This window comes from Actinoallomurus vinaceus (assembly GCF_039542055.1).
In the GTDB taxonomy this organism is placed as follows: domain Bacteria; phylum Actinomycetota; class Actinomycetes; order Streptosporangiales; family Streptosporangiaceae; genus Actinoallomurus; species Actinoallomurus vinaceus.
Map to the genome: position 1 here is coordinate 167,659 of NZ_BAABHK010000007.1, position 24,195 is coordinate 191,853.

Sequence of the window (24,195 nt, forward strand, 5' to 3'; positions counted from 1 at the left end):
CCTCCGGGCGACGTCGCACATCACCATGTCGCCGGGCGGCCGTCGCTCCGCGGTCCAGCGGCGGCTGATGTACGGCCCTCGATCCTGTGCCACAGGGTCTTCGCCGCGCCGATCAGTACGCAGTAGAGAACGAGCACGAGGATCAACGACAGCAGGCAGATCATGGGCAGGGCCGTCATTCCCAGAGGGGCCGCCAGCGGAGACCACGGCAGGGTCATGGCGATGGCGCCGATCGCGGCCGTGCCGAGCAGGACGGGAAGCGCGGCGTGGTCGCGCCGTGAAGGGAGTCGGCGGCTGCGCAGGAGATGGATCGCGGCCGCCTGGGTGAGGAGATTCTCGACGAACCAGCCGGTGTGGAAGAGCGCCTGGGCGGCCGGCGCGGGATGGTCACCGGTGATGTGCAGCAAGATCCCGAACGCGACCAGGTCGGCCATGGTGTTGACCGGCCCCAGCCACAGCACGAACCGGGTCAGGCGGGCCGAGTCGAAGGTACGCGGCCGCCGGAGCGCGCGCTCGTCGACGTGGTCGAAGGCGAGCGGGAGCAGGCACAGGTCGAAGCACAGGTTCTGGACGAGGATCTGCAGCGGCAGCATGGGCAGGAACGGCAGCAGGACGCTGGCCGCCAGCATGGACAGCACGTTGCCGAAGTTCGAGGAGATGGTGATCTCAAGGTACTTCTTGATGTTGGCGAAGGTCCGGCGTCCCTCGGTGATGGCATCGGTCACCGAGAGCAGGTCACCGCGCAGCAGTACGACGTCGGCGGACTCGCGCGCGATCGCGACGGCACCGTCGACGGTGATCCCGACGTCGGCGTCGCGCAGTGCGGGTGAGTCGTTGACGCCGTCGCCGAGGAATCCCACCGTACGGCCGGCCGCCCGCAGCGTACGGACGATCCGTGCCTTCTGTTCCGGGTCGATGCGCGCGAACACGGTGGTCCGGTCGGCGAGGTCGCCGAGTTCGGCGTCGCCGAGCGCGTCGATGTCGTCGCCGAGCACGATCCGCCCGGCGTCGATGCCGGCGTCTCGGCAGACACGGGCGGCGACCAGCGGATGGTCTCCGGTGAGGACCTTGACGGTGACGCCGCGCGCCGCCAGGGACGCCACCGCGGCGGCCGCGGACTCCCGGGGACGGTCGCGGAAGCCGACGAAGCCGATCAGCGTGAGTTCGCGTTCGTCCGTCTGCCGGTAGGCACCGAGACGTGGCGGCCGGTCGGCGATGGCGACGGCCAGCAGCCGTACTCCGTCGGCGGCGTGCCGGTCTCCGAACTCGAGCAGCCGCTGACGTTCCGCCTCGGTCAGCGGGACGTCGCCGTCATCGCGGCGCAGCCGAGTGCAGCAGTCGATGACCTGCTCCGCAGCGCCCTTCGTGATCAGAATGTCCGTGCCCGGGCGGTCGCCCGCCCGCACGATCACGCTGCTTCGCCGGCGGGTGGAGTCGAACGGGATCACGTCGACGCAGGTGACATCGTCGACCGGGATGCCCGTCTGCTCGGCGTGGGCCAGCAATGCCTCATCGAGCTCGTTGAACAGGACGGCGGCATCGCCGTGCGCCGCCATGGTGCTGTTCAGCGCCGCCCAGCGAAGCACCCGAGGATCGGGGTGCCCGTCGGCGTCAAGGTGACGGTCGACGCCCACCTGGTCCTGGGTGAGCGTGCCGGTCTTGTCCGTGCACAGCACGTCGATCGCGCCGAGATTGTGGATGGCGGGCAGCCGCTTGATGATCACGTTGTGACGGGCGCCGGCCCTCGCCCCGCGGGCCAGCGCCGTGCTGACCATGACCGGCAGCATCTCCGGGGTGAGGCCGACCGCGACGGAGATGGCGAACCACAACGCGGCGTACCTGACGCCGTGCACGGTGGCATTGACGATGAACACCAGCGGGGCGCACACGAGCATCAGACCGATCAGCGCACGCGACACGCCCTTGACGCCCCGGTCGAAGGCGGTCTCGGCGCGTCTCGGCGCCAGGTGGGCGTGCATGGCCCCGAAGTACGTCGCGGTGCCGGTGGTGATGACCACCGCGGTGGCGGCACCGGCGGTCACCGTGCTCCCCATGAAGCACAGCCACGGGCAGTCGATGGTTCCGAGATCGCCGGTCGCCCGGCCGCCGGCCGAGACGTCCGGGACCGCGTCCTCGGAAGTGGCGTGCTTGGCGGCCGGGATCGCTTCTCCGGTCAGCACGGCCTGGTCCGCGGTCAGGCCCGACGACCGCAGCAGCCGCACGTCGGCGGGGATCATGTCGCCGGCGCTCAGGGTCACGATGTCGCCGGGAACGAGCTGGTCGATCGGTATCTCGCGGGCGGCCGGCGGTGCGTCGGAGCTCGCGCGGCGTACCACGGTGGCCGTGGTGACCACCATCGCCCGCAAGGTGGCGGCGACGCGGTCGAATCGTTGCTCCTGGCGGACCTGCAACCAGCAGCTGATCAGCACCATCACGCCGATCACCGTCGCCGCGCCGAACGCTCCGAGCACCGCCGACACGCCACCGAGCACCAGCAGGATCAGCACGAAGGGGTTGGTCAGCGCGTGCAGGAGCCTGGTGGCCCGGCGCGGTGCGGGGGAACCGGCGATGATGTTGTCGCCGTGACGCGCCAGCAGTTCCTGTGCCGTGTCCTCCTCCAGGCCCCGCGGTCCGCTGCTCAGCCGCCGGAGCACCTGCAGGACCGGCATCGAGGCGTACTCGCCGAGCCGGCCGCGTACCTCGGGGAGTCCTGGCTTCTCAGCCGCCTCAGGCTGCGGCGGAGGGAGGGCGGTGAGGGAGTCAGGTGCCCACGCCACGGCGGCGTCCCAGGCCGGTGGACCGGTCTCGCATGCGGTCGACCATCTGCCGCACGACCGTCACGATGTGCGGGTCGTCGACCAGGTAGATCTGGCGTCGCCCGTCCCGGCGCGACCGCACCAGCCCGGCGAGTTTGAGCTTGGCGAGGTGGTGACTGACCGTCGGGACACTTCCGCCGACGTGGCCGGCGATCGTCCCGACGTCGCAGTCCCCATGGGCCAGCACCCACATGATGTGCAGACGCATCGTCGAGGCCAGCAGCCCGAAGGTGCCCGCCATGTCCTGAAGGAACTCGGGCGACAGATACTCCGGCTCGCCGGTACCGGTATCCGTCACGACAACCTCCGCGTCTGTTCTGCCACCGCCCAATGGTCAGCCTTCCGGAGGAGACCACGGATGCGCAAACGACACCACCGCGTCATCGGATCTGTTCCGCAAGGCCGTCCGAGTGCATTGGCGCGTACATCGATGACTCCGATTCAACCGCAGACGTTCTTCAACGAGACGGCGCCGCCGCTCGTGCTCGGCGGCGTCGCCGTGGCGGACACCGTCCTGTGCGCCGGGTGTTTCTTCTTCGCCGCGGAGGTCGGCGTACTCGACGGCTGCGGGTTCCCACTGTCCGCGACGGCCCTGGCGACCACCCCGCGCATGAGAGCGACATCGGGTTGGTACACGTGGAAGCCGGCGAGTTTGTAGGGGTTGAAGGCCAGGTTCCGGATGTCGGCACCGTGTTTGACCGTGCCGGACAACTTCACCAGGGCCGGCAGGAGCGCCGAGGGGATGTTGGTGAAGATGGTGTTCTGGGCCGCCCTGGCCAGCTTCTCGAAGTGGGTGACGACCGTCTGCGGGTCGGCCTGGTCGGCGATGTCCTTCAGCAGGCACTTCTGGCGGTCCATGCGGTGGAAGTCGTCGTCGGCGTGCCGGCTGCGGCCGTACCACAGGGCCTTTTCCCCATCGAGCCTGTGCCAGCCGGGTTCGAGGTAGCCGGTGGGTGGGATGCCTCGTTCGGGTTCACCGCCGATCGGCAGCCGTTTTTCGATGTGCACCCGTACGCCGCCCATGGCGTTCACGATGTCCTTGAAGCCGCCCAGATTCACCAGGACGTAGTAGTTGATCTTCAGGTCGAGCAGGTACCCGATCACGTCTTCGAGCAGGTGCGGGCCGCGCTGCCCCTTCGTGTAGCCCGGTTCGAGCTCCGGATGGCGCTCCCCCATGATGTACAGCTCGTTCAGCAGGCCCTGGTCCCCGGGATCCCCGGTGTAGCCGTTCGGCCACCGGGATCGCAGCCGAGGCGGCATCGCGAACTTCTGCAGGCTCCGGGGTAGACCGAACAGCACGGTGTCGCCGGTCTTGGTGTCGATGCTGGCGACGGTCATGCTGTCGGTGCGGATGCCGGTACGGTCCTGCCCGCCGTCACCGCCCAGCAGCAGGACGTTCAGCCGGGGCAGGTTCTTCCACGGGTTCGCGGCGTTCACCTGCTGCCCGGAATGATCTTCTCCGGGGAAGATGTTCGACAGCGTGTTGCCGAGCACGTAGGTGGTGTTCGCCGCGTACACCAGCGGCGTGCAGACCAGAAGCGTCATCACCACGACCAAGGAGCCCGCCACGACGCGTATCGCGAGCGGCAGGCCGACCGGCCGGACCACCTGATAGGAGCGGATGACGACCACCGCCCAGACCACGGCGAGCGCCAGGAGCCCGATGGTGATGGCGCCGAGCCAGGTGTGCTGAACCGCGATCTGCTTGAGCTTCTCCTGAAACCCCAGTACGGCCGTCACGGTGCCGGCCACCAGCGCGCCGAACAATCCCATGAGGGCGAAGCCGGCCAGGCGGCGTCCGGCCCCGATATGCGCCACGCCCCATACGAACACCGACGCGAGCGTGAGGCCCAGCGCCCGCCACAATCCGGCGACCGGAACGGACCCGTGTCCCGACACCACACGCTGGTCAGCCTGACGCAATGCCATGCAGTCTCCCGACCTTCCGCTCGCCGATGCCCCGGTCGAGCGTCCTGAGGCCGGATCGGGTGATCCCCTGCGGGCCGCGACCTGGCGCACCAACGTGTTCAGCGACCGTGACGGCCAAGCCGCCTGCTGGATAGTTGCAGAGTTGTACAAATATCAGATGCCGACAAAGGCCTCAAGCGATTGCAGACGGACGGGTGAACGCGCGAGCACCATGGGAACCGCGCAGTCATCCCCGCCCGACCGGGCCGGTTTCAGCCTCGGCCGATCCACCGGCCTGGTCGCGTGACGCGGGCGGCGGTCCCGCCGGATCCGGAGCGGCCGTGATGGGCACCTGAGGCGCAGCAGTCACGGTGGGCCGTGAAGCGTCGTCGTCGGCATGCAGGCCACCGACCTCGGATTTGAAGATCCTCAACGAGCGGCCCAGCGAGCGGGCCGCGTCCGGAAGCTTCTTGGACCCGAACAGCACGAGCACGACCACTGCGACGATCAACCAGTGCCACGGAGAGAACTCCCCCATCGTCGCCTCCTTGTCGGGACGTATCAGCACGTCAAGGGTAGGTCGCGGGCACGCGACCACACTCGCTGAGGCTAACGATAGTTGCATACTTGAACAAGTAATAGATATAAAGTGAGCGAGGGGGCGAGGTGTTCGTGTCTCCAGACACTCAGTTGCGGGATCTGCCTGATCGACATGGTGTGCCACAGCCGACCGAGGCGTGGAGATCCGCCATGGCCAGGCGACGCAACGCGTGGGCGGCGATCACCTTCTGGGCGTTCAACGTCCTTCTCGTCGCGTCCGATGTCCTCGGCAAGACGTGGACCACGCTGCGGAGCTCGTAGCCTTCATCACCGCAGCACGCTGATCGTCACTGTTCGGCCAGGACGATGACGCGGTCGTCGGCCGCCAGGGTGAGAGGTGCGGCCTTGTCGGGGTTCAGCACGACGCCATAACCGGGCGGCTCGTGGAACGCCTCGTGCCTGCGGTACCCCAGCGCCGTCTGCCCGCGTCTGCGGGCGGCCTCGATGACGGTCGCGAAGTTGGCCGACGTGCCGGGCAGGAGGTAGTCGGTGGCGGGTTTGAGGTAGATCTCCGACCCGGCGGGGTCGAGCAGATTGGCGAACACGTCCCGCAGGTGGTGGTTCTCGGCCATTTGGGTGAGCAGCAGGCTGATGAGTCTGGCGCTGACGACGAAGTCGTCGACCTTGGTGACCTGGGCGACCTCCCGGTTGCCCTCATCATTGATCTCGCTGACGATCGAGTACGGATCGCCGATGCGCTCCTCCATGTCGCGCAGGTGCAGCAGCGTGACCAGGGTGCGGGCGTCGGCGTGCTGCGGCTCGTAGGCGTCGTCGGACAGCACGATGACGTGCTGGTAGGAACCGACGTCGAGGGTCTCCAGCACGGCCCGGTCGGTTGGGTCGCAGCGGGTGTAGCCCATCGTGAGGTTCGCCGGAGCGGTGAGCTGCTCGCGCGGGTCGTCCCGGAGCGCCGCGACGTCCAGGACCGATCCGGGCCGGGCGAACGCGTCGAGCAGGCTGATGATCTTCGGTGCGCGTTGGTTCCAGCCGATGAGCAGCGTTCGGGCGGGCGTGGCGGGCTGGGGCTCGGTGGCGCTGATCGCCTCGGCGACGACCTGCGTCGGGCTGTCGGTGAGCCGGATCAGCAGGTCGTCCTCGGCCAGCACGATGACCTCGTCGTCGGTCTCGATGACGGTGTCCATGCGCGGATTGACCACTACGGCGCCGTCCCTGCGCCGTAGCCCGATCGGGATGCCGAGTTCGTACCCGTCGAGCGCGTCGCCGTACGTCCTACCCGCCAGGGCCGGTTCGGACCGGAGGTAGAACTCGTTGCCGGAGAAGTCCAGCAGGTCGGTGCAGACGGTGGACAGCCCGGACTGGCGGTGGGACTGCACGACCAGCCGGACGCCGATGTCATCGGCGTCGACCACGTGGGCGGCCGGGCCGCCGGCGAGCTTGGCCGCGGGGAGGTTGGCCGAGTTGGTCACGGCCGCAACGACCGGCGGCCGGTGCTCCTCCCATTTCCGCGCTCCGAGGGAGAGCAGCACCTTGATCACGTGGGTGTCGGGGTCATCGGCGGGCGGCGCGATGACCATGATGGACCGGGCGGTTCCAGGGCTGACGAGTTCCAAGTCGGCGCGGTTGAGCGGATTGCCGCGGCGGCAGACCACCCGGGTGCCGCCGGTGTCGCCGACGTGGTGACGGATCGCCTCTTCCATGTCGACCTTGTCCTGGTCGGCGAGGATCGCCACGCAGGAGCGGCGCTGGCTCTCGTTGGCCTTCACCAATTCGGACACCACCGTCAAGATCTGGTCCGACCAGCCCAGCAGCACGGTGTGGTTCCGCTCAATGATCTTCGAACGCCCTTTGCGCAGATCGGCGATCTTGGATTCCAGGCCGGTGGTGAGCACACCGATCAAGGCGCTGACGACGAAGATGCCGCCGACCGTGACGGCCAGCATCAACGCTAGATACATGTGGCTGCCGGTGTCCCCGCCCACGGTGCCCGGATCGATGGCGCGCATCAGGGTGCGCCAGAGCATCCCCGGCCAGTGCCCATCCTGCTTCGCGTCACCGGGCGCAAGCGTCACCGTCAAGGAGGCGATCACCACGATCAGGATCGCCGAGGCCAGGCCGAGCCAGCCGATCAGCGCCGGCGTGCCCCTCGACATGGTGTTGTCGAAGGCGTACCGCGCACGATCCCGCCACCGCACCTGAGCCACTCGGATCCCCCACGTCTCGCCGTATGCCGTGTTCTGCGCCGCATGAAGCTACCAGGCCGCACACACGGGACTCGGCGGGCCTCCGACGCGGCCGCCCGGCGTCGGCTTGGGTCGCACGCCTCAACGCTGGCTCACCCCCGGAGACGAGCTGGTGAGCAGCATCGACGGCATCGGCGATCTCCGCCAGACCTTCACCGCTTGAGGAGCAGACGCGACCATCGTGCGTCGGTGTGGCGGGTCATGAGGTCGTGCCCGCTCCGAGGATCGACCGCAGGGCCTGGGACAGCCGGGCCGGCGCGTCGGCGGCCTCCTGGGCACGCCAGGCGATGAACCGGTCCGGGCGGACGAGGACCGCGCCGCCTGGGCCGTGGCCTCGGTGGCGGGTCCAGGTGGAGCGCGGGTCGAGCAGATCGCCGTCCAGATGGCCCACGCGTACCGCGTCCAGCGGCCAGGCGCCGGCGAGCTCGGCGGCGGCCCGGCACCAGTCCTCGCCGTCCTCCCCTGCGATCAGCAGGAAGCGGCCGGGCCGGAGGAGATCGTGTGTGGACAGGCGGCGGCCGGTCTCGTCGTCCAGCCAGGCGTGCGGCAGCGGGTGGCCGGGGCGGGCGCAGGGCTGGTACAGGCGGATCGGGTCGGGGTTGCCGGGTTCGGGGGTGCCGTCGGGGATGACGGCGGCCGAAGTGTAGGTGTAGCCGTACTCGATGTTGTGCTCGTCGAACTCCATGGACTGGCCGGCGATGGCGCGGCGGACCGCGCGGGCGTGTTCGGCGTCCTCGGGCAGGCCGCTCCACAGCCGGCGCGTCTGGCGCCAGTTCGTCTCCGGGTCGGCGTCGGGAGAGATGCCGGCGGTCTGGGCGGTGACGATGTGGTTGAGGGCGTTCTCCACTGAGCGTTGCACGTTGCGGGCGGTGACCGGCCTGCGCTCCGGCTCGTAGGTGTCCAGCAGCCGCTCTTCGGCCTGACCGTGCAGCACGGCGGCCAGCTTCCAGGCCAGGTTGGCGGCGTCCTGGATGGCGGAGTTCAGGCCGAGGCCGCCGGTGGGCGGGTGGCGGTGGGCGGCGTCGCCCAGCAGGAAGACGCGGCCGTCGCGGAAGCGGTCGGCGACCACGCCCTCGATGGACCAGCGGGTGATGAGGTGCACGGTGATCGGGTGGTCGGCCAGGCCGAGCGCGGCGCGCAGGTCGGCGATCACCTGCTCGTCGTCGAGGCCGCGCGGGTCGTCGGTGGCGTAGTTGAGGTGGACGACCCATTCTTCGGACTGCGGGCCCCAGCGGTCGGGGCCCATGGGGACCATGGTGGCGCCGCCGCCGGTGTGCGGGAGGGTCAACCAGCGGATGAGCACCTCGGGGTCGCGGGCCCACGCCGACAGGTCGGCCGACAGGTGGACGGTGGCGATGCGGGCCAGGTCGCGGGCGCCTTCCATGCGGATGCCGAGCCGCCTGCCGACGGTGCGGCCGCCGTCGCAGGCCAGCAGGTAGCGGGCACGGATGTGGGAGGAGCGGCCGGTGTCGCGGTTCAGGACGGTGGCGGTGACGCCGTCGGTGTCCTGTGTGAAGGCGGTCAGCTCACGGTGGAAGCACACCCGGCCGGGGGCCAGTTCCTCGGCGCGTTCCTTGAGGACGGGCTCGAGCCGGATCTGTGGCAGGTTGGTCTGGTGCTGCGGGCTGGCGGCGGCCCAGTCGGGCGACGACCCGCCGCAGCCCCAGGATTCGACCAGGCCGAAGCGCCTGCCGTGGTCATCGGTGGGTCCGGCCAGCCCGGCGTACCAGCCGGAGTAGCGCATCTGCTCGGGCGGTGTGGCGCGCCGGTAGACGGTCTCGGCGATGCCGAGGTCGGCGAAGATCTCCATGGTGCGCTGGTTGAGCACGTGCGCCTTGGGCAGCACCGAGGTGGTCGGCAGCGCGCTGACGAGCAGATGGTCGACGCCGAGCCGGGACAGCAGCATGGAGGCGGTTAGGCCGGCACCGCCGCCGCCCACGATGAGCACGTCATGCACGGGGTGCCTCCTTCAGGCGGGGGAAGAGTTCACGGGCGTTGCCGTGGTCGATCGCCGCGTCGTCGGCCCAGGTGTTGAAGTACGCCACGGCTGGTTCGGGGGCGAAGGGCCAGTCGCTGCCGTACAGCACGTGGCCGGGTCGGGCGAAGGCCAGCAGCGAGGGCAGCGCGGCGGGGCTGGCCGACAGGGCGGTGTCGAAGTAGAAGCCGCCGAAGTCCTCCAGCACCTGGTTCGGATCGCGGCCGGTGTCGTTGAAGACGGTGATCGCCAGGCGGTGCGCCGCGTACGGGACGAAGCCGCCGGCGTGGGCCAGAATGAAGCGGATGCGCGGGAAACGTCGTGGCACATCGCGCTTGACCAGGTTGAACGCCGCGCGGGTGGTGTCGAGCAGGAAGTCGGCGGCGAACGGCGGGATGCCCTCGATCGCGGGGCCGGGCAGTTCGGCCGGGTGGACGAAGACGACCGCGGCGCGCTCGTCGAGGATCCTCATGAGCGGGTCGAAGGCCCGGTCGCCCAGGTACACGCCGCGGCTGTTGGCCAGCAGCGTCACCCCGTCGGCGGACAGCTCACCGAGTGCGTGCTCGGCCTCGGCGATGGCGGCCTCGACGTCGGGCAGGGTCAGCGTGGCGAAGAAGCCGAACCGGTCGCGATGGGCTTCGGCCAGCCCGGCGCCGTACTCGTTGGCCTGCCTGGCCACGGACGCCGCGTCAACGCCGTCGCCCAGGTAGGCGCCCGGCGTGGTCAGCGACAGGATGGCGGTGGCGATGCCCTGCCGGTCCATCAGCTCCAGCGCCTCGGCCGGGCTCCACGCCGGGAGCGGCCGGCCGCCGGGCGCGTCGACGCCATGCGACCGCAGCCGGCGGGCGTACGGCTCGGGGACCATGTGCTGGTGCACGTCGACACGGTGGTTCATCTGGGCTCTCCCTGCACCGTGCGGTAGTGGATGGGGTAGCGATCGAGCGCGGCGGCCAGGTTCGGATCCGGGCCGATCAGGACGACGGCGCGGCCGTCCTCCAGGACGACGTCGAACGCGTGGCCGGGCACGAGCTCAGTGAGAAGCCGGCGGATGGAGTCGGCGACCAGCTCGGGCTTGAACAGCTTGCCGACCGTGGTCGTGGGCAGCGCCTCGACGACGTGGACGGCCTTGGGTGCGGCGGCCGGCTCGGAGGCGCGGGTCTGCGCCCAGGCCAGCAGGTCGGGCTCGGCGACCGGGCCGGTGACGGTCACGTACGCGACGGGCACCTCGCCGGAGTGCGCGTCGGGACGGCCCACCACGGCCGCGCCGCTCACGTGCGGGTGGGCCAGCAGGGACTCCTCGATGGGCCGCGGGTCGATGTTGTGGCCGCCGCGGATGATGAGGTCCTTGGCCCGGCCGGTGAGGTGGACGTAGCCGTCGGCGTCCACGTGCCCGAGATCACCGGTGACCAGCCAGCCGTCGAAGACCTTGCCGGTCGGGTCGGGACCGTCCGGGCCCAGGTAGCCGGGGAAGACGGCCGGGCCGCTGATGGCCAGCACACCCGTCCGGCCCGGCGGGCAGTCGCCGGTCGGGCGGTCGTCGGCGTCCACGGTGACGGCCTTGATGTGCTGGTACGGCAGGCGCAGCCCGACCGACCCGGCCCGGGGCGCGAAGGCCGGGGTGGCGGCACTGGCGCAGGTGGCCTCGGTCAGCCCGTACCCCTCGAGCATCGGCACCTTGACCGCCTGCTCGAAGTCGGCGCGGACCCGTCCGGGCAGCGGGGCGGCGCCGACCGCGCCCGCGCGCAGGCTGGAGATGTCCACCCCCTCGGGTACGGGCGGCAGATTCGCGTACACGGTCGGCACGGCCGAGAACGCGGTGACCCGATAGCGCTCGACGATGCGCCAGAAGCCGGCCATGAGCGTCTTGTCGCGGTAGCCGAGCGGGCCGAGGCTGACCACGCTCGCGCCGTGCATGAACGGCGCCAGGCCGGTGACGTGCAAGGCGTTGACGTGGAAGAGCGGGAGCCCGGCCAGCGCCACCCCGCCTCCCACGTAGGCGCCCGAGCAGCCGAGCGCCCAGGCCATGTAGACCTCCATCGCGTGGGTGTGCGGGGCGACCTTGGGGATGCCGGTGGTGCCGCCGGTGTGGAAGTAGGCGGCGAGCTCCTGTGGTCCGGGCCCGTAGGAGGTGATCAGCCGGTCGCCGGGCTGTTCGGCGGCGAGCCGCTCGAAATCGCCGCCCGGCGCGTCGACGGCGTCTCCGCCGGCGACCAGCAGCGCGCGCAGGCCCGGCAGGCGCTCGGCGACGCGCTGCGCCTTCTCCCCCAGGGCCGCGGACACGACCAGGATCTCGGCCTTGGTGAGGCGGAAGATGTCGACGATGTGCTCGTCGGCCAGCATCGGGTTGACCGGGTTGGCGATGCCGACGGCCTGGGCTCCCAGCAGGGCGGCGTAGGTGTGGCCGGAGTTGGGCAGCAGCAGGCCCACCGTCCCGCCCGCGGCCAGCCCCAGGCCTGTGTAGAGGTTGGCGGCCCGGTGCACGCGGGCCAGCAGCTCGGCGTAGCTCCAGGTGACCTCCTCGCCCTCGCCCAGCAGGTGCAGGGCGGGCGCGTCCGGGGTCGTGGTGGCGGTGCGGCGCAGCAGGTCATAGGTGGAGGCGGGCAGGCTCCGCTCGGCCAGCGGGACCGTCTCCACCAGCGGCAGGTCTCCGGGCTCCAGGACCAGGGGGCGGTCGCCCACGGTGTGGTGAGTCACGTGGCCTCCCCTGTAGGCCCCATGACGGTCACGCTGCGCCCTCTGATGCCCTTCTCGATGTCGATCGTGCCGCCGCCGGCGAGCAGCACCGCCCGGCCGGCGAGGTTGGCAACCCGCATGAGCTTCCCTTCGTCATCGGCTCGTCACGCCGATTTAACGAAGGCACGGTGTCCGGCCGCTTGTGCTCGCAGCCTGAAAACACCGCCGGTGATTGGGCTCGGCGCGCAGGTCGGGCTCAGGGCGGAGTACGGGCGATCTCCAGGGCCAAGCGCAGGTCCAGCAGGTCGTCCGGCAGGGCGTGTCCGAGCAGTTCCTCGGCCCGTTTGATCCGGTAGGACACGGTGTTGCGGGAGACGTGCAGCAGTTCGGCCGCGCGCTGCGGACTGCGGCCCGCGGCCAGGTAGACGCGCAGGGTCTCGCGCAGTTCCGCCGTCCGCCTGTCTCCACCGAGCAACGCGCCCAGCGTCTCCTCGGCGAACCAGCGGGCCGGCTCTCCTCGCGCGGCCAGCAGCGACCGTACCCGGATGTCGGCGTACCGGCAGAGCCGCACGTCCTCGCCGAGGAAACCCTGCGCCTCCCGCGCGCCCAGATGGCTGCGCCGGAACCCCGCCACCCCGTACGCGGGCGGCCCTACCGCCAGCCGCAGCCCCTCCGGCACCCGGATCTCCAGCGCGGGGGCGGCCGGCGCCGGCCAGGCCGTCCAGGCCCACACGTCCGACGGACCCGCCTGCACGGTCAGCACCCCCTGCCCGCCGACGGACCGGCTGACCTCCGCGGCGAAGCGCCGCAGCACCTCGGCCGGGGTGTCGAGCTCATCGGCGGCGACCACGAAGGCGAGATGGTGCCGGGCCAGCTCATAACCCAGGGTCCGGCTCGCCGCCTCCTGATCGATGCGCCGCCCGGCCAGGACGTCCTCCACGATCCGGCGCCGCGCCGCCTCCGTGCTGGCCTGCCAGCGGTCCCGCTCGGCGATGTACTCCTCGGCCATCCGGCTGGCGTGCGCGTCGGCGTAGGAGAACAGCAACTCGCTCACCCGATGGCTCTCCGCCGGCCGCACCGGTTCGCCCTGGGCGTCGATCGCGTCCATGAACCGCTGATGCAGGCACGCGTGCCCGATCCGCACCCCGCGCAGCACCAGATCCAGCGGCACCCCGCGCCGTACCAGCTCCGCGTTGCCCTCCACCGCCTCCACCGGCACCATCTCCGGCGACGGGCGGACGTCGAGCAACAGCCCGACCAGCGCGGCCAGCACGCTGGCCTCCACCGAACGCCGCAGCGTCTCGAACGAGGTCCGCCCGCCACCGTAGGCGGGTACCTGCCGGATGACCTCCTGGGTCATCCACACGGCCGTCTCCACCGCCCACCCCGTCGGGCCCTCCCCGATCGTCTCGCGGGCGAAGGCCAGGGTGACGGGGGACGCCGCAGGCGCGTGCCCGCCGCCCTCCGCCCGTAGGCCCAGCAGCCACTGGTACGGCATCTCACTCACCTGGCAAGTCTTAACACCACGTCAGTGGACGACGGACGCCCGAACACGAGGATGATCATTTCGTTAGGACAACTAGGAGGGGTTGTACGGCAGCGCCCGAAAGGTTACAACCTGGACAACGTTGTCATAGGGAGAGGTTCCCCCGCATGCCCCTTCGACACAGACCTTCGCGAAGCCGGCTCTTGAGGGCCCTCGTGGTCGTCATCGCGGCCGCCGGGACGCTCGCGGCCGGCGGCGGCGCAACGGCCGGGGCCCGCGCCCTGGCCGTCTCCCCGCCGGGCGGCTCCGCCGGGGACGCGCTCGTGAGCGACCCCGCGTCGCTGGTCGATCCCCTGATCGGAACCGGATCCGGCGGTGCCACGGTCGGACAGGTGGACACCTATCCGGGAGCGACGGCCCCCTTCGGCATGGTGTCCTTCAGCCCGGACACGCCCTCCCGACCCGACGGTGGCGGCTACAACTACGACGACTCCGCCATCACCGGCTTCAGCCTCACCCACATGTCCGGCCCGGGCTGCGGCGCCTTCGGCGACTTCCCCATCCTGCCGACCGTGGGCGCGCTGGACGACGACCCGGCGAACACCACCGCGGCGTTCCAGCACGGCGACGAGCACGCCGCGCCGGGCTCGTACTCGGTCGGGCTCAACCCGGGTAAGCCCACGGCCGTACGGGCCGACCTGGCGGCCACCGCCCGTACCGGCATCGGGCGGTTCACCTATCCCGGCACCACCGCCGCGAACCTGCTGTTCAAGATGGGCGCCGCGCAGTCCGGCAACCAGTCGGCGAGCGTTCAGGTGGTGGGCGACGACGAGGTGACCGGCACGGAGACGGCCGGGCAGTTCTGCGGTTCGCCGGGGACGTATCCGGTGCACTTCGTCGCCAAGTTCTCCCGGCCGTTCTCCTCGTACGGCACGTGGCACACCGCGCCCACCGGGCCGAACGTCTTCACCCAGCAGGCCGGTGACCTTCCCTGGAGCTACCACGAGGTGGCGAGCGGCGGAACCGCGGCGAGCATCACCCCCGCGAAGACGCCCGACGGGAGCAGCGCCGTCGCCTGGAAGCAGAGCAACGCCCTCGCCAACACCTGGATCGAGACCACGCCCCCGGCTCTGCCCCAGGGCGACACCTACCAGGCCACCGTCACCCTGCAGGGCAGCGGCAACGTCTACCTCAACTTCTACAACGGGCGGCAGGACGTCGGCGGAAAGGCCGTCAAGCTCACCTCCACCCCGGTCACCCTGACGGTGGACGCCCCGATCCCGACCGGCTCCATCGGCAGGCCGCAGTTCCAGGTGCGCACCGCGGGCGACGGCCCGGTCGACCTGCTGGCCTCGGCGGTTTCGATCCGCCAGGAGACCGTCGTGAAGACGCCCGGCAGCACGAAGATGAGCACGCACGGCACCGGCGCTCCGCGCGTGCCCGCAGGGCCCGACGGCAGGCCGGCCGGGGAGATCGTGCACCGCCTGCTCACCTCGGTGTACGCGGACACACCCGGCGGTGAGCCCGGCAACGACGACCTCGGCTCCATGAGCTCCTGGTACGTCTGGTCCAGCCTCGGCATGTACCCGGCGACCCCGGGCACACCGGTGCTCGCGCTGGGCGCGCCGATCTTCTCCCGGGCCGAGTTCGACCTGCCCGGCGGCCACCACCTCAAGCTGACCGCGCCGGGCGCCTCGACGACCGCCTACGTGCACGGCGTGTCCGTCAACGGGAAGCCCTGGGCTCCGGCCTGGCTGTCCGCGTCGCTGCTCACCGGGGCCGACGCCCCGTCGAGCCGACCGGCCACCACCGAGCTCGCGTTCACCCTCACGCCCACCGCCGACACGTCGTGGGCGGCCACGGCCTCCGACGCACCCCCGTCCTACCCGGCCGGGCCGCTGAAGTTCCCGCCGGGACGCAAGCCGGTCATCCTCACCCCGACCGGACCCAACCTGCTCGGCAGCGCGCCCACCGGCGAACTGTCCTGGCACGGGCCGGTGCAGAACGGCGTGGGCTCGGTGCCCGGCACCGTCGACTCCGCCACCTCACCCGAAGGGAAGAGCGCGGTGCACTGGACCGAGACCAACGCGGCGCCCAACACCTGGATCTGGGTCGATCCGGAGTCCGGGCTGCCCGCGGGCCAGAGCTACCAGGCCTCGATCACCCTGGAGGGCACCGGTACGGTCTACCTGGACTTCTGGAACGGGCAGCAGGACTTGACCAGCCAGACCGTCCAGCTGACCGGCACGCCGCAGACGCTGACCATCCAGGGCGCGGTCCCGTCGGCGGCGGACACCCACGTCCAGATCCGTACGGCGGACACCGGCCCGGTCAACCTCTACGCGAGCGACGTGTCCCTCCGGTTGCTGACACCGCAGCAGAGCTGACAGACCGCTGAGCGCGTACGCGCGCCTTCGTCCATCCTCAGCGTGATTTCGCAGGCATGCGATCGGCACAGCGCGCCGATCGCATGCCTGCTCATGAGTCGAGTGGTACCGCGGTACCACCGGTGTCCCGTCATTGTCCCCCTCGGTACCAGGGTTTCCCGTCCACGGCTTCTTACCGTGTGAGCACGAATTCTCGGCGAATTCCCAGCTCGCTGTCGCGGGTTTCCCTGCCGGGGCCGCGATGGTTCTGCACGGCTCACGGCACATGGCATCACCGCTCCGGTCGGCGACGCCACGTGCCGGGGCCTCGGCGCGACGCGTCGCCCCATCGCCGCCTCTCCGTACGAGGAATCCATGCCCCAGACTTCCAGTGGACTGAGCATCGCTCGCGGCTTCCAGCCCGCAGCCCGACCTGGTCACTCCGACCCGTCCGGTACGAACACCGCCACCGTCGAGATCGTCGTTCCCGTCTACAACGAGGAGCGTGCGCTGCCCGGCTGCCTGCGCACCCTGCACGCCAGGCTGCGTGAGCAGCTGCCGTTCCCGTGGCGGATCACGGTGGCGGACAACGCCAGCCTCGACCGGACCTTCGAGGTGGCGGCGGAACTGGCCGACGAGCTGCCCGGAGTAGGGGTGTTCCACCTGGACCGCAAGGGCCGCGGCCTGGCGCTGCGTACCGTGTGGGGCGCCAGCGAGGCCGACATCGTCGTCTACATGGACGTCGACCTGTCCACCCGGCTCGATGCGCTGCTGCCCCTGATAGCACCGCTGGCCAGCGGTCATTCCGACCTGGCCATCGGCAGCCGTCTCGCGGCCGGCGCGCGGACCGTACGCGGGCCTCGCCGTGAGCTGATCTCCCGCTGCTACAACGGGCTGATCCGGTTGACGCACGGAGCGCGGTTCACCGACGCGCAGTGCGGTTTCAAGGCGGCCCGTACGGAGGTGCTGCGGCCGCTGCTGGAGAAGACGCAGGACGACGCCTGGTTCTTCGACACCGAACTCCTGCTGCTGGCCGAGCACAACGGACTGCGCATCCACGAGGTCCCGGTCGACTGGGTGGAGGACGTGGACACCCGGGTCGACGTCGTCGGCACCGCGGCCGACGACCTGCGGGGTCTGTACCGGATGGCGCGACTGAAGGCGTCCGGCGCCGCCCGGGTCGCGCTGCCGCGCCGTCCCGCTCCGGCCGCCGAACATCCGGACGCGGTGCTGGCCTCCGGCACCGGCCGTTCCCGGTTCACCTGGGAGGTCGGCTGCTTCGTCGCGATCGGCGTCGCCTCGACCATCGGGCAGGCGCTGCTCTACTGGCTGCTGCGCGGCTGGTGGCCGCCCGTGCTGGCGAACCTCGTGTCGCTGCTGGTTCTCACCGTGTTCAACACCGAGGCCAACCGCCGCCTGACGTTCCGCTGGTCCGATACGGGAGTGGGACGGGCGCACCTGGGCGCGGGCGCCTTGTTCGTCATCGGATACCTCGTCACCTCCGCCGCCGTACTCCTGTACCGCCAGAGCAGTCCGGACGCTTCGGCGGCCGCCGAAACCCTCGTGCTGACGGCTTCCTCCGTGCTGGTCACCGCCGTGCGCTTCCTCGTGCTGCGGCTGGCCGTCTTCCGGCGCTCCACGTCCTGAGCCCGACACCACCGTCAGCCCGGGCCTGATACCCCCGTCTCTTCCAGGAAAGCGAATCGCACCTATGACGCAGATATCACCAGGGCCGTCGACCACGCCCGCGAGCGCACCGCCGCCGGTCGTCGCCGGCCGTGCGCTGCCCCGCTGGGCCGCCCCTGCCGCACTCGGAGCGATCCTGCTGCTGGCCGCGGCGCTCTACGGCTGGGCCCTCGGCTCCCTCGGCTGGGGCAACAGCTACTACGCGGCCGCGGTGAAGTCGATGGGCCGCGGCTGGACCAACTTCCTCTTCGGCTCGTTCGACCCGGCCGGGGTGGTCACGGTCGACAAGCCGCCGGCCGCCCTGTGGCCGCAGGTGATCAGCACCAAGATCTTCGGCCTGCACGGCTGGGCGATGATCCTGCCCCAGATACTCGAAGGCGTCGCGGCGGTCCTCGTCCTGCACCGGACGGTACGCCGCTGGGCGGGCGAAGGCGCCGGGCTGCTCGCCGCGCTGGTCATGACGCTCACCCCCATCACGGTGGCGATCAACCGCGACAACAACCCGGACACGCTGCTGGTGCTGTCCCTGGTCGCGGCGGCGTACGCGCTGACCCGGGCCCTGCAGGCTCCGGCCGGCCGGACGGCCCTGTGGTGGCTGTGCGGCAGCGGCTTCCTCGTCGGCGTCGGCTTCCTGACGAAGATGCTGGCCGCCTGGATGGTGATCCCGGCCTTCGCGGCGGCCTGGCTTGTCGGCGCGGCCGGGACCTGGCTCGTCCGCGTGCGCCGTCTGCTGATCGCGGGGGCGGTGCTGGCGGTGACCTCCCTGTGGTGGGTGGCCATGGTGGCGCTGTGGCCCGGCGACCGGCCGTACATCGGCGGCAGCGAGGACGGCTCGGCCTGGAACCTGGTGATCGGTTACAACGGGCTCGGCCGGATCTTCGGCGAGAACGGTGCCACCGGCGGGATGGGCGGGATCTCCTTCGGTGGATCCGCCGGGCTCGGCCGGCTCTTCAATGACCAGGTCGGCGGCCAGATCAGCTGGCTGCTGCCACTGTGCGGGGTCGCGCTGGGCGTGGCGGTGACCGTCGTGGTGCTGCGCCGACGCGGCGGCACGACCACGGGCGAGCCGCTGGCCGTCTCCGGGTGGATTCTGTGGGGAACCTGGCTGGTCGTGTGCGGGCTCGTGTTCGCCACCCAGGAGGGCACGTTCCACCCGTACTACACGACGCAGCTGGCCCCCGCCGTCGCCGCGCTCACCGCGGGCCTCGCGACCGCGCTCTCCCGCGCCCATCGGGCCGGTGCCCGCTGGGCCCTGCCGACGGGGGCCGGCGCCGTGCTGGTCACGATCGTCTGGGCGGTCGTCATGATCGAGCGGCAGTCCTCCTGGAACGGCTGGCTGGCGTGGCCGGTGGTGCTCGCCGGACTCGGCGCGATCGCACTCCTGCTGTTCTCGGGCCGGCGGCACCGACTGCTGCCGGCCGCCCTGGGCGGTGCCGTCCTGGCCGTACTGCTGGCGCCCGGTGCCTGGGCGGTCAGTGTTCCCGGGTCCAACTCCGCGATGGGCGGCGCGAACCCCACGGCCGGCCCGGCTTCCTTCCCGGGCGGGGGCTCCGGCTCCGGGGGCTTCAAGCCGCCCAAGGGTTTCAAGCTGCCCGAAGGCTTCGAGCTGCCCGAGGGCTTCGGCGGCGGCACGGGTGGCATGCCCGGCGGAGGCTCCGGCGAAATGCCACAGGGTGCGCCGTCCGGGATGCCCGGTGGAGGACCAGGCAGGATGCCGGAGGGCATGCCCGGCTTCGGCGGTGGCGGTGGCGGCGCGGGAGGCATGGGCGACATGCGCGGGCTCTTCGGAGGCACCGGCCTCTCCACCGATCAGCGCAAGATCCTCAAGTACGCGGTCGAGCACTCCGGCTCCGCCCGGATCAGGCTCGCCGTCGATGGAGGTGCCATGGCCGCGGCCTCATTCATCCTCAACAGCGACGCCACGGTCATCGGCATGGGCGGCTTCATCGGCACGGACGACGCGCCGTCCGTCAAGCAGCTGGAGACGTGGACCGGCAAGGGCGAGCTGCGCTACGTCCTGGGCTCGGGCGCGGTTGGCGTCGGCTTCGGCGCGATGGCGGGCGGTAAGAACAGCCACGCCGCTCAGCGCTCCAAGTGGATCAGCGACCACTGCACCAAGGTCCCGCCCTCCGCTTACGGCGGCAGCGCCGGCGGCTCGACCGGCAACGGTTCCGGATTCCTCGGCATGATGGGCGCCGGCACCACCCTGTACGACTGCGCCGCCAAGAAGTAGGCGACGGCAGAACGGACCACGACGCGACATGGCCGAGCAGCCCGCAACCCAGCGCATCCTCGTGGTGGAGGACGACCCCGGCATCCGCTTCCTGCTGGAGTCGGCCCTGGGCCTGTCCGGATACCAGGTGAGCAGTGTCGCCACGGGGCACGGCGCCCTGCTGGAGGTCGAGCGCTTCCGCCCCGACCTCCTGTTGCTCGACGTGATGCTGCCCGACCTCGACGGCTTCGAGGTCACCCGAGGCCTGCGCGCGGTCGGCGTGCGGACACCGGTCCTCTTCCTGACGGCCCGCACGGAGATCGACGACCGCATCGCCGGCCTCGGCGCGGGCGGCGACGACTACGTCGGCAAGCCGTTCAGCGTCGAAGAGGTGATCCTGCGCATCCGCGCCATCCTGCGCCGTACGGGGCACGACGTCCCGTACGGCGCGGGAGAGGCCGAGGTGCTGCGCTACGCGGACCTCGAACTGGACGAGGGGGCGCACGAGGTCCATCGGGCGGGGCGGTACATCCCGCTGTCCCCAACCGAGTTCAAGCTGCTGGCCTTCCTGATGGAGAACGCCAACCGGGTGTTGAGCAAGAGCCAGATCCTCGACCGCGTCTGGGGCTATGACTTCTCCGGCGACGGCCGCATCGTCGAAACGTATGTGAAGTACCTGCGGCGCAAGATCGACAGCCTCGATCCGCCGCTGATCCACACGGAGCGGGGCGTGGGGTACTGCCTGCGCCTGCCGCGCGACCACACCCCGCGGGCCGAGGGGTGACCCGCCGGATCCGGCTGCGCGCCGCACGGCCCAGATCGTTGCGCAGCCGCCTGGTGTGGGGTGCGGCGCTGCTGGCGGCCGTCGCGGTCCTTGCCGCTCAGACCATCGGATTCCTGGTGCTGCGCTCATGGCTGCTGAATCGCGTCGATGAGCAGCTCGACGACTTCTTCCTGCCGCAGCAGGCCTTCTCCCGTATCGCCGAGATGCCCCGGCCTCCGGATCCCGGCTCGGTGAACCTGCCCTCCGACTTCCGCCTCACCTTCTACGACGCGGCAGGCCGCGAGCTGGGCATCCTCGGCACCGGCAAGGCTCCGGGGCCGGATCTCCCCGACTCCGTCGGCCGGTCGCGTCCGGCCGACCGCCGGCCGGCCACCGTCCCGGCCGTCTCCGGTGACGGGCGCTGGCGGATCCGGAAGAAGACAGAGCCCGATCACACCTGGTACGTCGTCGCGCTGCCCCTGGACACGTTGGACGGCGCGACCTCCAAGTTGTTGTGGCTCAACGGCATCGTGCTGGCCGCCACCCTCACCGGTCTGATCGCGCTCAGCCGTTGGGTCGTCCGGATCGGCCTGCTGCCGCTGACGCGCATGGAGCGGTCCGCGCAGGACATCACGGTCAGGGACCTGAGCCTGCGGCTGCCGGACACCGACCCCCGTACCGAGGTGGGCCGCCTCGGCACCGTGCTGAACACGATGCTGGACAGGCTGGAACAGGCCCTCCGCGAACGCGAGGTCTCCGAGGCCCGGCTGCGCCGGTTCGTCGCCGACGCCGGACACGAACTGCGCACACCGCTCACCTCCATCCAGGGCTTCGCCCAACTGGCCCTGCGCCATGAGGGACGGTCGAGCTCCGAACGGCGCGAGGCCGACCGGCTGATCGCCCAGAACGCCGAGCGGATCGGCCTGCTCATCGACGATCTCCTGCTGCTGGCCAGGCTGGACAAGGAACCCGCCTACCGCAGCGAGCGGGTCGACCTGCTGTCGGTCGCCGCCGACTCCGTGAGCGCGGCGGCACACCAGAGCCACGGGCACCCGATCCGGCTGGGCGCCCTCGGCACCGGGGCGGCCGCCGACGAGGACGAACTGGAGCTGGTCGAGGCGACCGGCGATCCGCACCGGCTACGGCAGGTCGTGGGCAATCTGCTGTCCAACGCGCTGACGCACACTCCGCCCGGTACGAGGGTGGACGTACGCGTCGGAAGCGGGCGGGCCGGCCCCACGACCGGCGGCACGAATCGGCCCGGCCGGACGAGCCCCTCGCCACCGCTGCGGGAGGGAACGCGGATCTGCGTACTGGAGGTGGCGGACCAAGGCCCCGGTCTGTCCCCCGAAGCGGCCGACCGGGTCTTCGAACGCTTCTACCGGGTCGACCCGTCCCGCTCCCACGATCACGGCGGCTCCGGCCTCGGCCTGGCCATCGCGAGCGCGATCGCCCAGGGTCACGGCGGCCGGCTGGAACTCGAGACCGCCATCGGACGCGGAAGCGTCTTCCGGCTCGTGCTGCCCGCAGGCTCCGGTACGCCCTGAGCCCGGCCTGGAGTGCCGACCACGGCCGTACTCGCAGTGGTACCGCGGTACCACCGCGGTGCCGAAGTGCCTCCCCTGGTCCCAGGGGTCCGGCCGGTTCCGTACCTAGCGTGATGGCCACGCGCTCCGGACCGGCCGGGGCCGCGAGAACAGAGGCGGGGATCGACGTACATGATCGACGTACATGAGCTGACGAAGCGGTATGGGGACAAGACGGCGGTCGACCGGTTGAGCTTCACGGTGCAGCCCGGGCAGGTCACCGGATTCCTCGGTCCCAACGGCGCGGGCAAGTCCACGACGATGCGCATGATCATCGGCTTGGACGCGCCCACCAGCGGCACGGTCACGGTGGGCGGCCGACGCTATGCCGAGCACGCCGCGCCGCTGCAGGAGATCGGCACCCTGCTGGAGGCCAGGTCGGTCCATCCGGGCCGCACCGCCTTCGCCCACCTGATGGCTCTCGCCCGCACCCACGGGATCCCTCGCTCCCGGGTCGACGAGGTCATCGAACTGGCCGGCCTGGGCAGCGTGGCCCACAAGAGGGCCGGCGCCTTCTCCCTCGGCATGGGCCAGCGGCTCGGCATCGCGGCGGCGCTGCTCGGCGATCCGGAGATCGTGATGCTCGACGAGCCGGTCAACGGCCTCGACCCGGAGGGGGTGCTCTGGGTACGGCAGCTGCTGTCCGGGCTGGCCGCCGAGGGGCGGACGGTGATGCTCTCCTCCCACCTGATGAGCGAGACCGCGCTGATCGCCGACCACCTGGTCATCATCGGCCGCGGCCGGCTGCTCGCGAACACCACCGTCGATGCCTTCATCGAGAACGCCGGCGGCAGAGGTGTGAAGGTCGCCACCGCCGAGGGCGAACGGCTGCGCCTGCTGCTGTCCGGCCCGGACGTCACGATCACCTCCACCACCGCGGAGGAGCTCGTGGTGAGCGGCCTGGACTCCCGTCAGATCGGGGCGATCGCCGTGGAGCACGGCGTACCGCTGTACGAGCTCACCCCGCAGACCGTGTCGCTGGAGGAAGCGTTCATGGAACTCACCAGTGACGCTGTGGAGTACCACAGCGCCCCCGCCGACACCGCCCGCCGGAGGGCCGCCTGATGACCGACACCGCGTTCGCCGACTCCGCGACCACCGAACCCCGCGGGTCCGCCAGGCCCGCCTACCGGGTCACCGGCCTGAGGGTGCTGCGCTCGGAATGGGGCAAGTTCTGGTCGCTGCGATCCAGTTGGATCACTCTCGGCGTGGCCCTGCTCCTGGTGGTCGCCATCGGGGCGATCGCCTCCGCCACGTACAGTCCCGACGCCGTCGCGAGCAACGGGCCGCCCGGCCCGGGCTCCAACTCCGGAAGCGACGCCGTCGGCCTGGCCCTGCTGGGTTCGATGTTCGCCCAGCTCGCCATCGGCGTGCTCGGAGTCCTCGTTTCCGCAGGTGAGTACAGTACTGGCATGATTCGTTCCACGCTGGCGGCGGTGCCGAGACGGCTGCCGGTGCTGTGGTCGAAGAGCGCCGTCTTCGGTGCGATCTCCGTGCCCCTCGCCACGGCCGGCGCGCTCGCCGCGTTCCTGCTGGGCAGTCTCGGCCTCCGCGGGGAGAAGATCGCGCTGTCCCTGGGGGACGACGGGGTGCTGCGCGCACTGGTCGGCGCGGGCCTCTACCTCGGCCTGGTGGGCGTGGCGGGCGTGGCCCTGGGCGTGCTGCTCCGCTCCAGCGCGGGCGCCATCGCCGTTCTGGTGGGAGTCCTGCTCATCGTGCCCGGCCTGACCGGGCTGCTGCCCGACTCGTGGTCCGACGCTGTCAGCCCCTACCTGCCCAGCAACGCCGGCCAGGCGGTGATGTCCCTCCATCAGTCGGCGCACCAGCTCGGCCCCTGGGCGGGCCTGGCGGTGTTCGCGGGGTGGGTGGCGCTGGCCCTGGCCGGTGCGGCGTACCGGCTGGTCCGTTCCGACGCGTGACCGG

17 protein-coding genes are annotated in these 24,195 nt (G+C 71.0%); 7 read left to right on the forward strand and 10 right to left on the reverse strand.

Features of this window, described 5'->3' with window-relative positions:
* Positions 1-20 precede the first annotated feature (20 nt).
* The 10 genes from mgtA to ABEA24_RS25130 all read right to left on the reverse strand — a co-directional run bounded on the left by mgtA (position 21) and on the right by ABEA24_RS25130 (position 13,671).
* Positions 21-2,777: a magnesium-translocating P-type ATPase gene (gene mgtA / locus ABEA24_RS25085; RefSeq protein WP_345433487.1), complete on the reverse strand. Its 2,757-nt coding sequence runs from the start codon at positions 2,775-2,777 to the stop codon at positions 21-23.
* The gene (locus tag ABEA24_RS25090; protein WP_345433488.1) at positions 2,761-3,114 is read right to left on the reverse strand and encodes an ArsR/SmtB family transcription factor; all 354 of its coding nucleotides are present in this window, start codon (positions 3,112-3,114) and stop codon (positions 2,761-2,763) included. The genes mgtA and ABEA24_RS25090 overlap by 17 nt, the downstream gene beginning before the upstream one ends.
* Positions 3,115-3,257: 143 nt before the next feature.
* A complete protein-coding gene (locus tag ABEA24_RS25095) occupies positions 3,258-4,745 on the reverse strand; it encodes an LCP family protein (RefSeq protein ID WP_345433489.1) in 1,488 nt (495 codons plus the stop codon).
* A 226-nt stretch (positions 4,746-4,971) separates the two neighbouring features.
* Positions 4,972-5,292, reverse strand: coding sequence for a Sec-independent protein translocase subunit TatA (gene tatA / locus ABEA24_RS25100; RefSeq protein WP_345433490.1), 321 nt, complete (start codon positions 5,290-5,292; stop codon positions 4,972-4,974).
* Between the two features lie 319 nt (positions 5,293-5,611).
* Positions 5,612-7,486: a CASTOR/POLLUX-related putative ion channel gene (locus ABEA24_RS25105; protein ID WP_345433491.1), complete on the reverse strand. Its 1,875-nt coding sequence runs from the start codon at positions 7,484-7,486 to the stop codon at positions 5,612-5,614.
* Positions 7,487-7,724: 238 nt separating this feature from the next.
* Positions 7,725-9,482 (reverse strand): FAD-dependent monooxygenase, encoded by a 1,758-nt coding sequence (locus ABEA24_RS25110; protein WP_345433492.1) that lies wholly within the window; start codon positions 9,480-9,482, stop codon positions 7,725-7,727.
* Positions 9,475-10,395: an amidohydrolase family protein gene (locus ABEA24_RS25115; protein ID WP_345433493.1), complete on the reverse strand. Its 921-nt coding sequence runs from the start codon at positions 10,393-10,395 to the stop codon at positions 9,475-9,477. Before ABEA24_RS25115 ends, ABEA24_RS25110 begins: the two co-directional genes overlap by 8 nt.
* Positions 10,392-12,194 (reverse strand): AMP-binding protein, encoded by a 1,803-nt coding sequence (locus ABEA24_RS25120; RefSeq protein ID WP_345433494.1) that lies wholly within the window; start codon positions 12,192-12,194, stop codon positions 10,392-10,394. Before ABEA24_RS25120 ends, ABEA24_RS25115 begins: the two co-directional genes overlap by 4 nt.
* Positions 12,191-12,313, reverse strand: coding sequence for a hypothetical protein (locus ABEA24_RS25125; protein WP_345433495.1), 123 nt, complete (start codon positions 12,311-12,313; stop codon positions 12,191-12,193). Before ABEA24_RS25125 ends, ABEA24_RS25120 begins: the two co-directional genes overlap by 4 nt.
* Before the next feature lie 116 nt (positions 12,314-12,429).
* Positions 12,430-13,671, reverse strand: a complete 1,242-nt coding sequence (locus ABEA24_RS25130) for a PucR family transcriptional regulator (protein ID WP_345433773.1) — start codon at positions 13,669-13,671, stop codon at positions 12,430-12,432.
* Positions 13,672-13,862: 191 nt separating this feature from the next.
* On the opposite strand from ABEA24_RS25130, the gene ABEA24_RS25135 reads away from it, so the two are divergent.
* The 7 genes from ABEA24_RS25135 (at position 13,863) to ABEA24_RS25165 (ending at position 24,191) form a co-directional block, all read left to right on the forward strand.
* A complete protein-coding gene (locus ABEA24_RS25135; RefSeq protein ID WP_345433496.1) occupies positions 13,863-16,046 on the forward strand; it encodes a glycoside hydrolase domain-containing protein in 2,184 nt (727 codons plus the stop codon).
* A 354-nt stretch (positions 16,047-16,400) separates the two neighbouring features.
* A complete protein-coding gene (locus ABEA24_RS25140; RefSeq protein WP_345433497.1) occupies positions 16,401-17,672 on the forward strand; it encodes a bifunctional glycosyltransferase family 2/GtrA family protein in 1,272 nt (423 codons plus the stop codon).
* Between the two features lie 64 nt (positions 17,673-17,736).
* Complete coding sequence (locus tag ABEA24_RS25145; RefSeq protein WP_345433498.1) at positions 17,737-19,944, forward strand: ArnT family glycosyltransferase; 2,208 nt, start codon at positions 17,737-17,739, stop codon at positions 19,942-19,944.
* A 28-nt stretch (positions 19,945-19,972) separates the two neighbouring features.
* A complete protein-coding gene (locus ABEA24_RS25150) occupies positions 19,973-20,707 on the forward strand; it encodes a response regulator transcription factor (protein WP_345433499.1) in 735 nt (244 codons plus the stop codon).
* Positions 20,704-22,233: a sensor histidine kinase gene (locus ABEA24_RS25155; RefSeq protein ID WP_345433500.1), complete on the forward strand. Its 1,530-nt coding sequence runs from the start codon at positions 20,704-20,706 to the stop codon at positions 22,231-22,233. The genes ABEA24_RS25150 and ABEA24_RS25155 overlap by 4 nt, the downstream gene beginning before the upstream one ends.
* 171 nt (positions 22,234-22,404) lie before the next feature.
* A complete protein-coding gene (locus tag ABEA24_RS25160; protein ID WP_345433501.1) occupies positions 22,405-23,337 on the forward strand; it encodes an ABC transporter ATP-binding protein in 933 nt (310 codons plus the stop codon).
* Positions 23,337-24,191 carry a hypothetical protein gene (locus ABEA24_RS25165; protein WP_345433502.1) on the forward strand — a complete coding sequence of 285 codons (855 nt, stop codon included), beginning with the start codon at positions 23,337-23,339 and terminating at the stop codon, positions 24,189-24,191. The genes ABEA24_RS25160 and ABEA24_RS25165 overlap by 1 nt, the downstream gene beginning before the upstream one ends.
* The last annotated feature ends 4 nt before the right edge of the window (positions 24,192-24,195 follow it).

Bases quoted from the DNA above. Each gene is read 5' to 3' on its own strand.
- ABEA24_RS25095 (WP_345433489.1), bottom strand. From the start codon at position 4,745: ATGGCATTGCGTCAGGCTGACCAGCGTGTGGTGTCGGGACACGGGTCC.
- ABEA24_RS25115 (WP_345433493.1), bottom strand. From the start codon at position 10,395: ATGAACCACCGTGTCGACGTGCACCAGCACATGGTCCCCGAGCCGTAC.
- ABEA24_RS25125 (WP_345433495.1), bottom strand. From the start codon at position 12,313: ATGCGGGTTGCCAACCTCGCCGGCCGGGCGGTGCTGCTCGCCGGCGGC.
- ABEA24_RS25130 (WP_345433773.1), bottom strand. From the start codon at position 13,671: ATGCCGTACCAGTGGCTGCTGGGCCTACGGGCGGAGGGCGGCGGGCAC.
- ABEA24_RS25140 (WP_345433497.1), top strand. From the start codon at position 16,401: ATGCCCCAGACTTCCAGTGGACTGAGCATCGCTCGCGGCTTCCAGCCC.
- ABEA24_RS25145 (WP_345433498.1), top strand. From the start codon at position 17,737: ATGACGCAGATATCACCAGGGCCGTCGACCACGCCCGCGAGCGCACCG.
- ABEA24_RS25150 (WP_345433499.1), top strand. From the start codon at position 19,973: ATGGCCGAGCAGCCCGCAACCCAGCGCATCCTCGTGGTGGAGGACGAC.
- ABEA24_RS25160 (WP_345433501.1), top strand. From the start codon at position 22,405: ATGATCGACGTACATGAGCTGACGAAGCGGTATGGGGACAAGACGGCG.
- ABEA24_RS25165 (WP_345433502.1), top strand. From the start codon at position 23,337: ATGACCGACACCGCGTTCGCCGACTCCGCGACCACCGAACCCCGCGGG.